General features: G+C 60.2%; 13 protein-coding genes and 2 tRNA genes. 10 read left to right on the top strand and 5 right to left on the bottom strand.

Annotated elements, in window-relative coordinates; translation table 11 throughout:
• Window positions 1–232: 232 nt before the first annotated feature.
• Window positions 233–1,597, bottom strand: coding sequence for a magnesium transporter (gene mgtE / locus HMPREF2896_RS05775; RefSeq protein WP_070718407.1), 1,365 nt, complete (start codon window positions 1,595–1,597; stop codon window positions 233–235).
• Window positions 1,598–1,682: 85 nt separating this feature from the next.
• Here mgtE and HMPREF2896_RS05770 point away from each other — a divergent pair, with 85 nt between their 5' ends.
• On the top strand, window positions 1,683–2,585 hold the full coding sequence (locus tag HMPREF2896_RS05770) for a DUF2262 domain-containing protein (RefSeq protein ID WP_246824001.1): 903 nt from the start codon (window positions 1,683–1,685) through the stop codon (window positions 2,583–2,585).
• Here the strand turns inward: HMPREF2896_RS05770 and crtI are convergent.
• The gene (gene crtI / locus HMPREF2896_RS05765; protein ID WP_070718401.1) at window positions 2,582–4,096 is read right to left on the bottom strand and encodes a phytoene desaturase family protein; all 1,515 of its coding nucleotides are present in this window, start codon (window positions 4,094–4,096) and stop codon (window positions 2,582–2,584) included. The genes HMPREF2896_RS05770 and crtI overlap by 4 nt on opposite strands.
• 5 nt (window positions 4,097–4,101) lie before the next feature.
• On the bottom strand, window positions 4,102–4,959 hold the full coding sequence (locus HMPREF2896_RS05760; protein WP_070718400.1) for a phytoene/squalene synthase family protein: 858 nt from the start codon (window positions 4,957–4,959) through the stop codon (window positions 4,102–4,104).
• A 93-nt stretch (window positions 4,960–5,052) separates the two neighbouring features.
• Between HMPREF2896_RS05760 and HMPREF2896_RS05755 the strand changes: the two genes are divergently transcribed.
• The gene (locus HMPREF2896_RS05755) at window positions 5,053–5,793 is read left to right on the top strand and encodes an ABC transporter ATP-binding protein (protein ID WP_070718397.1); all 741 of its coding nucleotides are present in this window, start codon (window positions 5,053–5,055) and stop codon (window positions 5,791–5,793) included.
• Between the two features lie 3 nt (window positions 5,794–5,796).
• Window positions 5,797–8,343 (top strand): ABC transporter permease, encoded by a 2,547-nt coding sequence (locus HMPREF2896_RS05750; protein ID WP_070718394.1) that lies wholly within the window; start codon window positions 5,797–5,799, stop codon window positions 8,341–8,343.
• 36 nt (window positions 8,344–8,379) lie between these two features.
• On the opposite strand, the gene HMPREF2896_RS05745 is transcribed toward HMPREF2896_RS05750, so the two are convergent.
• Both HMPREF2896_RS05745 and HMPREF2896_RS05740 read right to left on the bottom strand, forming a co-directional pair.
• A complete protein-coding gene (locus HMPREF2896_RS05745; RefSeq protein ID WP_070718391.1) occupies window positions 8,380–8,739 on the bottom strand; it encodes a FluC/FEX family fluoride channel in 360 nt (119 codons plus the stop codon).
• Window positions 8,736–9,053, bottom strand: a complete 318-nt coding sequence (locus tag HMPREF2896_RS05740) for a fluoride efflux transporter family protein (protein WP_070718388.1) — start codon at window positions 9,051–9,053, stop codon at window positions 8,736–8,738. The genes HMPREF2896_RS05745 and HMPREF2896_RS05740 overlap by 4 nt, the downstream gene beginning before the upstream one ends.
• 84 nt (window positions 9,054–9,137) lie before the next feature.
• Between HMPREF2896_RS05740 and pgm the strand changes: the two genes are divergently transcribed.
• The 7 genes from pgm to HMPREF2896_RS05705 all read left to right on the top strand — a co-directional run bounded on the left by pgm (window position 9,138) and on the right by HMPREF2896_RS05705 (window position 13,568).
• Window positions 9,138–10,754 carry a phosphoglucomutase (alpha-D-glucose-1,6-bisphosphate-dependent) gene (pgm, locus tag HMPREF2896_RS05735; RefSeq protein ID WP_070718385.1) on the top strand — a complete coding sequence of 539 codons (1,617 nt, stop codon included), beginning with the start codon at window positions 9,138–9,140 and terminating at the stop codon, window positions 10,752–10,754.
• 23 nt (window positions 10,755–10,777) lie between these two features.
• The gene (locus HMPREF2896_RS05730) at window positions 10,778–11,239 is read left to right on the top strand and encodes a MauE/DoxX family redox-associated membrane protein (protein WP_070718382.1); all 462 of its coding nucleotides are present in this window, start codon (window positions 10,778–10,780) and stop codon (window positions 11,237–11,239) included.
• A 17-nt stretch (window positions 11,240–11,256) separates the two neighbouring features.
• A complete protein-coding gene (locus HMPREF2896_RS05725; RefSeq protein ID WP_070446099.1) occupies window positions 11,257–11,724 on the top strand; it encodes a MauE/DoxX family redox-associated membrane protein in 468 nt (155 codons plus the stop codon).
• A gap of 59 nt (window positions 11,725–11,783) precedes the next feature.
• Window positions 11,784–12,539 (top strand): DsbA family protein, encoded by a 756-nt coding sequence (locus HMPREF2896_RS05720; protein WP_070711101.1) that lies wholly within the window; start codon window positions 11,784–11,786, stop codon window positions 12,537–12,539.
• A gap of 89 nt (window positions 12,540–12,628) precedes the next feature.
• A tRNA-Ala gene (locus tag HMPREF2896_RS05715) sits at window positions 12,629–12,701 on the top strand.
• 22 nt (window positions 12,702–12,723) lie between these two features.
• Window positions 12,724–12,799 (top strand) — tRNA-Ala (locus tag HMPREF2896_RS05710).
• 34 nt (window positions 12,800–12,833) lie between these two features.
• Window positions 12,834–13,568 (top strand): fructosamine kinase family protein, encoded by a 735-nt coding sequence (locus HMPREF2896_RS05705; protein ID WP_070711102.1) that lies wholly within the window; start codon window positions 12,834–12,836, stop codon window positions 13,566–13,568.
• Window positions 13,569–13,750 lie beyond the last annotated feature (182 nt).

The following is a 13,750-nucleotide window of genomic DNA, read 5'->3' as shown; positions in this document are numbered from 1 at the left end:
TGCCTAGGAACAAAACTCGGGGCACTTCAGATTGCCGCTACAAGGACGCCCGGGGCACGGAAAGGGCCCTAAGCCGGCGTCTTGGTTGGTTGGGATGCGTGTCTGTTAAGGGCAAGCCATTCTGTAGGACACGGCTTGACGTCCTCACGAGCATTGACAGGCAGTCGGCGAGGGGTGTGGCAGTGTAGCGAGGGTTGAGTGGGCCTTCTCCAAGGCTGACCGCTTTTGTCTGTTAGATGCCCAGGACGGTCTTTGCAATGAAGAAGTAGACGATCAAGCCCGTTGCATCACAGAAGGTGGAAATGAATGGGTTAGAGAAGACCGCAGGGTCCGCGCCAACAGTCTTAGCCACAATGGGCATCAGACCGCCAACAGTCGCGGACATCGAGCAAATGAGAAGCAGAGTCGAACCGATGACGATGCCAATATCGAGGCCGTAGATGGCCGTCGCCAAGATGAGCCCAGCCAGCCCCAAAACAGCGCCGAGCAACATTCCGACGCGCAATTCCCGCCACATGACTGATAGGAGGTCGCGCGTGCGGACGTCGCCAAGCGCGAGGGCACGAGTCACAGTAGTAGCTGCCTGGTTTCCGGTATTACCGCCGGTACCTGTGAGGAGGGGAATGAACAGAGAAAGCACTACCGCTTTGGCCAGTGTGTCTTCGAAAGAATCGAGGACCCGCACGGTCAACAGAGCCGATACGGCGAGAACGAGCAGCCAGAGAATGCGGGAGCGGACGAGCTTGAGAAGGGGCGTCGACAAGTACGGCTGCTGGAGCGCTTCCGTACCACCGGAACGAGCTGAGTCCTCGCTGTCCGCCTCTTCCATAATGTCGGTCGCATCGTCCCAGGTGAGCAATCCGACTAGCCGGTGTGAATCATCCACAATCGGCAGCGCCAACATGTCGAGAGGCAAGAACCAGCGGACGGTCTCCTCGGCGTCGGCAGTCGCGTATGCATACACCGGCTCGTTCATGATGTCCTCAATGAGAATGCCGCGCTCAGCTGTGAAGAGCTCGCGCAGGCTGACAACACCCACCAGACGCCGGTCCTTTCGCGTTACAGGAACGGTATAGATGGTCTCCAGCTCATCGGCGTTGTCGCGGAGGGCCCGCAAGGCATCTTCCATGCTCATTTCCGGGTGGATATTGGGCACCTCCGGCGACATACGGCGGCCGACGGATCCCTTCGTGTAGCCGAGAATCACTCCGGTCACATCGCGCTGTGTCTGAGTCAGCGAGCGGAGGAGGCGATCGGCGATTTCCGCAGGAAGCTCGTCCAACAGTGCCACGCGGTCTTCGGGATCCAGCTCGTCGAAGAATTCATAGACATCGGCATTCCCCAGCTCATCAATGATGTCCGCCTGGTGCTTTGCATCGAGCGCATCAAAGACCGCGATGGACTTTTCCCGTGGCAGCAGGCGGAGGGCTAGCGCAGCGCGGAGCGCATTCTGGCGCTCTACAATCGCGATGAGCTCTTGACGGGGAACGCGAGCTAAGAGTTCCTGGAGGCGAGGGGCCTTTTTAGGATCAATAGCGTCTTCTTGCTTCAGCCATGCCTCTACGGTCTCGCTGGCCTGTTCAATAGTTTCTGCCATCGCTTCGCCTTTCCACTCGACGTCAACCTCCTCAGACTACGCTATGCAGCGCTGCACGGCCTTTTCGCAGATGTACTATTGCGACATGCTTTCCCTCTACCGTGAATTTTCGGACCATGACGTTGTTAAAACGATACTGAGCTTCGAAGAAACTGAGTTTCTCTTCGTCGTGGCAGCCGCGCCGAAGAAATCGGTGAGTGATGATCCTTATGCTGAGGACAAAACGCACATTCAGCTCATGAGCTTGCCTGGAGTTGCTTTAAAGCTGTTGCCGGAAGGCGAGCTGATTACTGGCGACATCGCAGTGCGCTATCCGCAGCTCTTCCAGACAGTCGCAGGAAAAACGCTGTGGGATCCGCGTGAAATTACAGAACTTGAGCCTTTCAGGGTGTTTCATGCTCGGGGTAGCCACCACTTCCACGAGAGGAGCAAAGAGCACTATGTCGATATCTGGGAGATTCTTCCAGATGTAGCCGATGCAGCCATGGAGCAGCTTCTTGCCCGGGTTGACGTTCCGGTAGAGCTTGATTCCACATTCGGTCCGTTGGTGCTCGACCGCTGTACAGATACATTCGAAGGTAGAGCAGAAGAACTCGGAATTGATATCAGCATCGTGTATGAAGGGGAGGAGCTTCTTCTCGCGGAGAGTACGAATCTCAAGCGAAAATTCAAGGCACCGCTCTCTGTGATCAACAAGGTGCTCAGCTCCGAGTTCCTCGAGGAGGCCAAGCGCTTTGCTGCTGCAAAGGCCCTCCGAGCCGCCAACCGTTGGCGCCACGACGTCGCCGTGTCCGAGGGCAACAGTGTCCCGGCGCCGGAACTTACTACCAGCGACGTATACGCCAAACTCACTCCCGTTGCCGTTGAGGTTCCTCAACGTGGCAACCTCAGCGTCGAGTTTGATGATGGCTATCTTTTTGGCGGTCACCCCGTAACAGTGAAGGTAAGACGCAACGGTAAGCCTGCATCCCTTGAGCTCGATGCTTAGTACTGTTCACGCATCCGCGTGAGGACGTTGTGGGCCGAAATCAGGCACATGGGCACGCCCACGCCCGGGACCGTGGTGCCACCGGCGTAGTACAGGTTGGGCAGCTTACGGGATTGGTTCCGGCCCCGGAAGAATGCGGACTGGCGCAGCGTATGGGCAGGGCCTACGGCGCCGCCGGACCAGGAATTGTACTGCTCGGCAAAGTCGGCGGGGCCGAGCGTGCGCTTGACGACGACCCTCTCCTCCAGATCCTCAATCCCCATCCAGGACCCCAGCTGCGCCACGGCAGCACGGGCGATGGCGCTAACGCGGGGAGATTCCGCAGCGCCGTAGGCATCGCCATGGCCGTAGGATTCTTCTGCCGGAACGGGAATGAGGATGAAGAGATTCTCGTAGCCTTCCGGAGCCACACTGGAATCGGTGGCAGAGGTTTTTGAAACATAGATCGACTCCGAGGAACCCAACGGCCGCAACGGCTCAGGGCCGTGGTAGACGGCCCTAAAATCGGGGGTCCAGTCTGTGCTGAATAGCAGCGTATGGTGTGCCAGCTGCGGAAGGGCACCCTTCACACCGAGGAAGACTAAAACGGTGCCTAGGCCAGGGTCACGGTGGGCAAAGTAGCGTTCCGGGTATGTTTGCAGGTCCGTGGGAAGCAGAGCGGTTTCTGTGTGGTGCAGGTCTGCGGCGGAGACGATGGCGTCGCCGGGGATCATGCGGCCGTCGTCAAGCGTGACGCCCGTCGCGCGCCCGTGCGCGTGGTTGATTGCTACCACCGCTGTGCCAAGCTCGAAGGTGGCGCCGGCTGCTTGCCTCGCGATAGCGTCGACAACAGCCGCGAAGCCTCCTAAGGGGTAGCGCACGCCCTCCACCAAGTCCGTGTGGCTCATCAAGGAATACAGTGCCGGCGCGGCCTGTGGTTCGGTGGAGAGAAACACCGCGGGGTAAGTCAGGACCTGGCGCAGGCGGTAATCCTTAAACTGGGCGGCCACCAGCGTATCTAGTGAGCGAGTCAGCAGCAGCGCGAGCGTGCCCAGTCGGGTGAGGACGTCTTTGTTGAGAAGCTGCGTGGGGCGGGAGAAGGTGGTGTATAAGAAGTTGCGCAGGGCAATGGCGTATACGTCGGAGGCCCGGGAGAGATACGCGCGCACCTTGTCGCCAGCGCCCGGCTCCAAGGATTCAAAAAGCTCTGCTACGTTATCCACGCCCGTTTCTATATCGAGGGCCGCGCCGTCTTCGTTGATAACACGGTAGGCAGGGGAGAGGTCCACTAGGTCCAGCTCGCGCTCGGTACTGGTGCCGCAGGCGCGGAAAAACTCATCGAAGGCCTCCGGCATGAGGTACCACGAGGGGCCGGTATCGAAGCGGAAGCCATCCACGGCCAGGCTTCCCGCGCGTCCACCAACGCTGCGTTGCTTGTCGACGACCGTCACCCGCATCCCCTCCCGCAACAGCAAGGCAGCGGAGGCTAGGCCTGCAATACCAGCGCCGATGACAACAACATGTTTGCTCATGTTCTTTAACCTTTATTCCGTGCCGCGTGCGCTGCAGCGCGGCTGATGAGGACAGCTTTCCGCGCAGCGGGCACACTGACGCGGGTAGTCATGATCTCATGCGCAGGAGTGGCCTCGAGGAGATCCGTAAGCTCCGTGAAAAGAGCCGCCGCTGCGGCTACCCCCACCCTGGAGCCAAGGGGAAGCAGGTCCATGGCCGTGCGGGCATGGGCTAAGTCTTCGCGGATATCAGAAATGATCGCGGCCTTCGTTTCCTCATCGAGTTTGTCTGGCTCACGCAGCGTAGGAAAATAAGCGCGGCCCAGCTCAGTAGAGTCTTCGTGCAGGTCCCGCAAAAAGTTGATCTTCTGAAACGCGGCACCCAGGCGCTCCGCTCCTTCTTCGACGCCGTCAGGCCGAGGTGCACCGGCATAAAAAGTATCCAGGCATAGCAGCCCAATGACTTCTGCAGAGCCCCGAACATAGGCCTTAAAAGACTCCGCTGTGTGGGAGGTGCGCGTGAGGTCACAACGCATGGAGGCAAAGAACTCTGCAATGTGTTCGTCCTGGAACCCGCAGCGCCGCGCGGACAGCGCGTAGGCGTGCACGACCGGGTCGGCGTGAAAACGTTGGGAGGGGGCGTTGCGGACGGTGGTTTCGTAGGCGTCGAGAAGCGCGGCCGCGTCGAGGGGATCGAGTCCCGCGTCGACGATCTCATCGGCCGTGCGCACCATGGCATATAAATTGCGGATATCCACCCGCACCCGGGGTGAAAGAAGTCGCGTGGCCAGGGAAAAACTGGTGGAGTAGTGGCGCATGATCTGAGCCGCGGCTGCTTCGGCACAGCGGTCATAATGTTCCAGAGCGGAAAGAGATGCGCGCATGGGGCATATTTTAGACCACACGCGTCACACATTTAACCCGAGGCAAGATAGGGTAGTGACGTTACTTTCCCCATCTATAAGGAGAACACGTCCATGACCACCCCAACGATGACTGCTGCGGCTCGCGCCGTTGACCTGTTCAAACAATACGGTCAGGGAGACACCGCAGTCACCGCGTTGGACCACGTCGACGTTGAGTTCGCGCGCAACACCTTCACCGCCATCATGGGCCCGTCGGGCTCCGGCAAATCCACCCTCATGCACACCATGGCGGGGCTCGATTCGGCGACGTCCGGTTCGGCCTTCATCGGTGACACCGATATGTCGCAGCTCAGTGACAAGGATATTACGGCCCTGCGCCGCGACCGACTGGGCTTCATCTTTCAGTCCTTCAACCTGGTGCCCACGCTGACTGCGGCAGAAAACATCTCGCTGCCCACCGATATCGCTGGCAACAAGGTGGATAAAGAGTGGTTCGATGAGGTCACTTCCCGCCTAGGCTTGTCCGAGCGCTTGAATCACCGCCCAGCAGAGCTCTCCGGCGGCCAGCAACAGCGCGTGGCCTGCGCGCGGGCCCTGGTTTCGCGCCCCGAGATCATCTTCGGCGATGAGCCGACCGGCAACCTGGATTCGAACTCCTCCGCCGAGGTGCTCGACATTTTGCGCACCGCCGTGGACAAGGATGGTCAGACCGTCGTTATCGTCACGCACGATGCCAAGGCAGCCTCTTACGCAGACCGCGTGGTTTTCCTTGCTGATGGGCGCCTCGTGAATGAACTCACCAACCCAACCATGGAGTCCATCCACGCCGTGATGGCAGAAATCGAGGGCTAGAACATGGCCACAAAGAACACCATGCGCACGGTGTCCGTGCGCAACATTCTCGCTCATAAGCTGCGTCTTGCCCTGACCCTGCTGGCGGTGGTGCTCGGCACCGCGTTCATCTCGGGTTCCTTCATGTTCACCAATTCGCTCTCGAGCACCTTCGACTCCGCGGTATCTACCGCGTTTACGGGCGTGGATGCGGCCGTGAGCCAGAAGGAGGGCGGCCCCAACCTCGATCAGAAGATGCGCGATGACATCGCCGCCGACCCCGATGTGCGCGCGGTGAATATGCAAAGCAGCCAGACGGTCGTGGTGGCAAACAAGGACGCCGAGGCCTTTCAAACCGGTGGGGGCACCTCCAGCGTGCAGCCCTACTACCCGGAGGAGCAGTCCGTCGGTGAGCCCGCCACGCTTGTCGACGGCTCTGAGCCGAACGGGACCGGCGAAGTCCTCATTAATGATTCCGCCGCTGAAGAGTTCGGTATCCACGTCGGCGATACTCTCCTCGTGGTCCACCCGGACCAGCGTGATGAGGTGAAGGTCGTGGGCGTCGTCAAGCCTGCGGTGGACCAAGGCCCCAGCCTGACCTTGCTCATGGGCCACGAGGCCTTCGTCGAGCGCTATGGCAATTCTGCCCAGTTGAAGGTCGCGGCGGCCGAGGGCGTCGACGCCGATGCCCTCGTGGAGCACCTCAATGAAACCTTCGAGGTCAAGGCGGAATCCGGGCAGAAGCTGGCCGATGAGCTTTCGGATCAGATTTCCTCTGCCCTGAAATTCGTCAACTACTTCCTTATCGCTTTCGGCCTCATCGCGCTGTTGGTGGGCACGTTTATCATTGCGAATACCTTCTCGATGATCGTGGCTCAGCGCACCAAGGAGTTCGCACTCCTGCGTGCACTCGGCGCCTCCCGTGGGCAGATTACGCGCTCGGTGGTCGCAGAGGCCTTCATCGTGGGCCTTGTGGGCTCTGCCGTGGGCGTGATCGCCGGCATGGGCCTGGTGGCACTCATCAAGGCAGTTTTTGAAGCCAAGGACATGCCCATGGGCGGCGGTCTGGGCCTGAGCGTTAGCGCAGTCGTCGTGCCGTTGCTTTTGGGTGCCGTGGTCACCATCATTTCCGCGTGGGCGCCGGCGCGCCGGGCGGGTGCGGTGAAACCCGTGGAGGCCATGCGCACCACCGAGTCTGCGGCTGGTTCTTCGTTGCTCGTGCGCAGCGTGCTGGGCGGGTTGCTGCTGGTTGTAGGCATCATCTTCGCGCTTGTCGGAGTGTTTGTTGATGCCTCCACAGGCATCCGCGCCTCCCTCGTGGGCCTCGGTGCGCTCAACCTAATCCTTGGTTTCTTCCTTGCCGGCCCGGCCATCTCCCTGCCTATCGTTCCGGGGATCGGCCGCGTGGTTGGCGCGCCCTTTGGTGCGGTGGGCAAGCTGGCGTCGACGAATTCGGCGCGTAACCCGCGCCGAACCGCGGCTACCGCGTTCGCTCTCATGCTTGGCGTGGCGCTGGTGACCTCGATCGGCATGTTGGGTGCGACGATGAAAGCCTCGGTTGCCGATGCCGTCGAACAGGATGCCCACGCGGACTTCTTGCTGTCCGGTCCGACGTCCGGAAACTTCCCGACGCCGAACGAGACGGCGCAGCGTGCCCGCGATACCGAGGGCGCTGGCCAGGTCGTAGCGATGAGTACTGCGCCACTACAGGTGGATGGCCAGGCTTCGATGAATTATGGCCCGGAAATGTTGATAAGCCAGGTCATCGATGGCAACGCCGATGACATCCTCAACCTCACCGTGGTCGAAGGCGCCGTGAACACGGGCGAGGAGCCTGGCTTCATCGCCGAGGCCGGCTTGGCTGCGGAGCAGGGCTGGGAAGTCGGTCAGTCCTATGAGCTGGCCGGCCCGGATCCCTCCCGCACCGCGCAGGTGAAGCTCCTCGGCACGTATGAGCATTTTGAGATGCTTTCGGGTCTGGCCGTGTCCAAGTCCGCGGCGGAAGACGTTGTTGACCCCGGCAGTCTCGACGTCATGGTGGTCTCCGTGAATGCGGAAGAGGGCTATGACAAGGAGAAACTGCGCGCCAACCTGGAGAAGTCCGTCAAGGACCTCGTCGTGGTGCAGGTGCGCACCAGTGAGGAATACGCCGGCGAGGCTGCCGGCATGATTGACCAGATGCTCACGATTCTCTATGCGCTACTGGCTTTGGCCGTGGTCATTGCGGTCTTGGGCATTGTCAATACCCTCACGCTGGGCGTGATCGAACGCCGACAAGAAATCGGCATGCTGCGCGCGGTGGGTACCCAGCGCCGCCAGATCCGCACGATGGTCACCGTGGAATCGGTACAGATTGCCCTCTTCGGTGCGCTCATGGGCATCCTCATGGGCCTGGGGATGGGGTGGTCCTTCATCTCCGTGCTTTCCGACGAAGGCCTCGATACCGCGACGGTTCCGTGGTTGATGCTCGCGGTCATGTTCGTGGGCTCCGGAATCGTCGGTGTGCTGGCAGCGCTATGGCCAGCGCAGCGCGCGGCACAGACCCCACCGTTGGACGCCATCGCTGACTAGTACAGCCTGTGACCGCACAAGGGCGTGCGAGGTAGGTTAGGCGAGAAGCGAACCTACCCACGCTCCGCGCCAGGCCACCACGATTCCCAGGCCGATGGTCCAGAAGAGGTAACGCGCCAAGCGCCACCAGCGCTTGGCCTTTATCATTTCTCCCAGTTCCTTGGCCAGCGTGGACCACGTGGATAGCCCGCCGGCGAGTCCGGCTGCTAGCAGGGGGAGAAAATACTCAGGGGTGTGGGCATGCGTGGCATAGCCGTAGGCCACGCCCGCCACGGCTGCGCCAATGAGGTTGGCGGCAAAGGTACATGCGGGGGAGGGCAGCACACGGGTGAGCAGGTAGCGCCCACAGCCACCGACGAAGCCACCGGCGAGTACGGCCAGAATGGAGAGAATCATGCGTGCCTCCGATCCTGCAGGCGGTCACCCATGAGGTAGGCCACGGTGCAACCGACGATCGTCGCCAGCACGTAGACCCCCGCCTGCGCCGGGCCGAAGCCGGAGGTGAGAAAAGCAAAGGCGGCAAAGCTGGTGAAGCCGCCTAAGAAACCTGTGCCCCAGAATGCCGGAGGCTTGGCATAGCCCATAACAGCGCTGCCGAGAACGTTGATGAGCAGCAGCGGCAGCGCGCCACCCCCGAGAAGCGAAGAAAGGCCAAAGCGGGCCAGCGCCCCGAGCGCGGTTCCGCAGCCCACAAGAAGGATCTGTGGCATAGGCACCATCCTAATTGGGATGCGAAACCAGCGTGAAGCAGGCAAGCTTAGGGTGTATCCACATCCCCAAGGAGGAATCCCACCATGGCACACGAACGCGCCGGCCAACCAGCCCAGCCTTCCGATCTCATTGACATCGCAGAGCTAGTCACCGCGTATTACACCCGCACCCCCGACGCTGATAACCCCGATCAGCAGGTTTCCTTCGGCACCTCCGGGCACCGCGGCTCCGCCTTGGATACCGCCTTTAACGAGGCCCACATTCTGGCGATTACCCAGGCCATCGTGGACTACCGTGCCGAGCAGGGCACCACGGGCGCCATTTTCATTGGCCGCGATACTCATGCCCTGTCCGAGCCCGCCATGGTCTCTGCCCTCGAGGTCCTCTTAGCTAATGAGCTGGAGGTCCGCGTGGATGACCGTGGCCGTTATACCCCAACTCCGGCCGTCTCCCACGCCATCCTGACCAACCCGGGCACCGACGGCATCGTGATTACCCCGTCTCATAACCCGCCGCGCGATGGCGGATTCAAGTACAACCCGCCAACGGGCGGCCCGGCGGATGCCGATGCCACCGACTGGATCGCCGCCAAGGCCAACGACTATCTGCGCGCCGGGCTCGAGGGCGTGAAACGCGTGGCGGTTGACGGCGTGCTGGATGAGCGCTGCGTGAAGCACAACTACGTGGACAACTACGTTGCGGACCTGGCGAACGTCGTGGACATGAAAGCCATCAAGGACGCCGGCGTGCGCATCGGAGCGGATCCCATGGGCGGGGCCTCGGTGGACTACTGGGCGGCCATCGCCGAGCATTACGAACTCAACATGACGGTGGTGAACCCCGAGGTAGACGGCACTTTCCGCTTCATGACGTTGGATACCGACGGCAAGATCCGCATGGACTGTTCCTCCCCGGATGCCATGGCGTCACTGGTGGATAACCGTTCCAAGTACGACCTGGCCACGGGCAACGACGCCGACGCGGACCGCCACGGCATCGTCACCCCGGATGCGGGCCTGATGAACCCGAACCACTACCTGGCTGTGGCCATCGAATACCTGTTTAGCCACCGCCCCCAGTGGGGCAACGCCGGGGTGGGCAAGACCTTGGTCTCATCCTCGATGATTGATCGCGTCGTGGCCAGCTTGGGCCGTGAGCTCGTTGAGGTGCCGGTGGGCTTCAAGTGGTTTGTGCCGGGGCTTGTCGACGGCTCCCTGGGCTTCGGCGGTGAAGAATCCGCCGGCGCTTCCTTCCTGCGCTTCGACGGTACGGTGTGGTCCACCGACAAGGATGGCATCATCATGGATCTTTTGGCCGCCGAGATCCTGGCGGTGACGGGCAAGACTCCGTCCCAGCGCTACGCGGAGCTGGCAGAGGAATATGGTGCACCGGCCTACGCGCGTACCGACGCCCCAGCTAACCGTGAGCAGAAGGCAATCCTGAAGAAGCTCTCCCCGGAGCAGGTCACGGCCACTGAGCTGGCGGGTGAGGAGATCCTCGCCAAGCTCACCGAAGCGCCGGGCAACGGCGCGGCGATCGGTGGCCTCAAGGTGAGGACTGAGAACGCGTGGTTTGCCGCGCGCCCGTCCGGCACGGAGGATAAGTACAAGATTTACGCTGAGAGCTTCCGTGGCGAAGAACACCTCAAGCAGGTGCAGCAGGAGGCGCAAGCGCTGGTGTCACAGGTTCTGGGAGGCTAACTTCAGGGCTAGGCTAATGGATTATGACAGCCACACAACGCGCCTCGGTGCTTGACCTGGCCAGCGCGCTCGTCCGATTCGGTATGGCCGCCGTGTGGATTATCGCCGGCATACAGAAACTAGACGCCCGGATGGAGATGGCACAGGCCATCCGGGCCTATGGCATCTTCACCCCGGAATGGTCCGAGTACTTGGCCTACCTCATTGCACCGCTTGAAATTGTAGGAGGGCTGCTGCTGTTGCTGGGCCTGTTCTTGAGGGAGGCGTCGGCAGTCGCTGCGGTGGTCCTAGTCCTGTTCATGGTGGGCATTTCTCAGGCGCGGGCGCGTGGGTTAGTCATCGATTGTGGGTGTTTTGGCTATGACCCCAACGACGTGAGCCAAGGTATGAACTACGCGCTGACGCTGCTTCGCGACGCCTTCTTCCTCATCCTCACCGCGTGGACGATCTGGCGTCCATATCGTCGTTACGCTCTCCACCCGTAACTTGTTAAGCTAATCCCGTGTTTAAAAATAAGATCAGCGCAACGCTCGTGCTGGACGTTATCAGTGCGTTTGCGCGATTTTATATGGCCTATGTGTGGATTAAAGCGGGAGCGTCGAAGCTGTCGGACCAGCTCGCGGTATCGCAAAGCATCAAGGCATATGAAATCTTTACCCCAGAGTGGTCCCACTATTTGTCCTATCTGATTGGCCCGCTTGAAGTGTGCGGCGGCCTGTTGCTCCTGTTGGGGCTGTTCCTGCGTCAATCGGCGTGGGTGGGGCAGATTGTCCTCGTTCTGTTCATGATCGGCATTGCGCAGGCATGGGCGCGGGGACTCGGGATTGACTGCGGGTGTTTCTCCGTTAGCCCTGATGAGGACGCGCAAGTGATGAACTACATGATGACACTGCTGCGTGATGTCTTCTATTCTGTCTTAATGGTGTGGACGATCAAGCGTCCTTTCACCAAGTTTGCATTGCACCCTTAACAACGGTGTGTAGGCTTTCCATCTATTCGAAATAACGTCATCAAAGGCAAGGTTGTTCAATGAGTACAGTCAAAGACCCCAACTCCAAGAGTAATAGTGGATTCGTCTGGGGCCTCGCTGTTCTGCTGGTCATTATCGCTGTGGTAATCGGCTACATCGTTTATCAGGGGCGGGGTTCACAGACCGATGAGCTGAAGGATTATCCCGTTGAGCCAGTCTCTATGGAGATGAGCTTTGCGGACAACGCGGTGACGCTCAAGGCGCCGGATGCCCCCAAGGACGCTACCGAGGTAGACCTGTATGAGGACTTCTCCTGCCCGCACTGTGGCGACCTGGCGAAGGAGACCGACGGACAGATGAAGGACGCTATTGATGCGGGTGAGCTCATCGTGCACGTGCGTACCTTGAACTTCCTCGATGGCAGCCCGAACGGACTGGAGAGCATCAAGTCCAACACGGGACACTCCTCCAAGACTGCGGCTGCGATGGAGCAGGTGGCAAAGTCCGGTGACGCCACGCTGTACTGGAACCTGCGTAAGTACCTCATGGAGAACCAGTCCAAGCTGGCCAACCAGTGGGAAATGAAGGATTTTGCTGATGCTGCGCAGATCCTGGGTGCCGATGAGGCCACGGTGAAGGCCATCAAGGAAGCCAAGGTTGGTGAAGGAAACCCGGTGGTGACCTCGAACTACGAAAAGCTTGAAAAGGAAACCGGTAGCGTGTCCTCGCCGCGCATCATCAAGGATGGCAAGGATATCCCGGAGGATGACAAGACCTCCATCATGGAATGGGTCAACATCGTTACTGAGAAGTAAATTTAGCGCCCCAACTCGCGATTTGGTGAGTGAATAGGGAGACGATATATTGATACGAGTTGCAATCACAAAGGTTGCACCTCGTATGAGGGGCTATGGCGCAGTTGGTAGCGCACCACACTGGCAGTGTGGGGGTCACGGGTTCGAATCCCGTTAGCTCCACTTTAAAATTCAATATTGCCTTGGGGCTATGGCGCAGTTGGTAGCGCACCACACTGGCAGTGTGGGGGTCACGGGTTCGAATCCCGTTAGCTCCACCATCGGCCGTCTCTTTCGCAGAGGCGGCCTTTTTCTATGCTGGGGAGCATGGATGTTTACACAAAGTCAGTAGCACGAGCCGATCAAGCCGGGGCGGAGGCTGCGGGCCTGCGCTGGTTAGCAGCCGCACGAAAGGACGTTGTGGTGGAAGTTGCGGGGCTGACAGATTCGACGATTAGTACGCGTCGAGTAGCGCAGGCGCGACCGAGTGCTGCTGCAGCGCGGGCGTTTGGTGAAGCGCTGCGGCAGGTTCATCAGGCAGGCGCCCCAGCTTTCGGCGCACCGCCAGAGGGGTGGGAAGGTGCGAACTTCATTGGACGCGTGGAACAACCCTGCGAACCATGTGAATCCTGGGGTGAGTTCTACGCAGAACAGCGGGTGGTGCCATTTATAGAAGGACTTCCGGAGGGGCTGCGGGACAGCGTATATATGGCGGCCGAAGCTATAGCCGCCGTGGACTGGGACGTTGAGCCTGCACGAATTCATGGTGATTTATGGGCAGGAAATGTTTTGTTCCAGGAGAACACGGCGGTCATGATTGACCCTGCAGCGCACGGCGGACATCCGTGGACGGATTTGGCCATGCTGGAACTGTTCGGAACGCCCTACTATGACGAGATACTGCGGGGCTATGGGGCGGGTGAGGAGTACCGGAAGTGGGTGCCGATGCATCAGTTGCACCCACTTGCGGTTCACTCGATGACGCATGGTCCGGCTTACTATGCTCCGCTTGAGCAGGCTGCGCGTGCCACCCTTGAGGCATTGCGATGAGCGCGTGATCGCTCGAAGATTCTGCCGGGGTTGAAAGGAAAGGGGCTCTGGACGCGCTTTGCGGGCTCCAGCATTTCCGTGGCGCTCGACAGCTAGCCCGTCAACACTGGTTTGGTCGGTGGGTTCGCCTTTAAGGGCTTAAGGATCTCGTAGCTCTTGCTGCTTCCGGCAGCACGTGAAGC

It is taken from the genome of Corynebacterium sp. HMSC069E04, from assembly GCF_001813175.1.
In the GTDB taxonomy this organism is placed as follows: domain Bacteria; phylum Actinomycetota; class Actinomycetes; order Mycobacteriales; family Mycobacteriaceae; genus Corynebacterium; species Corynebacterium aurimucosum.
This window is presented reverse-complemented; position numbering and strand designations above follow the sequence as displayed.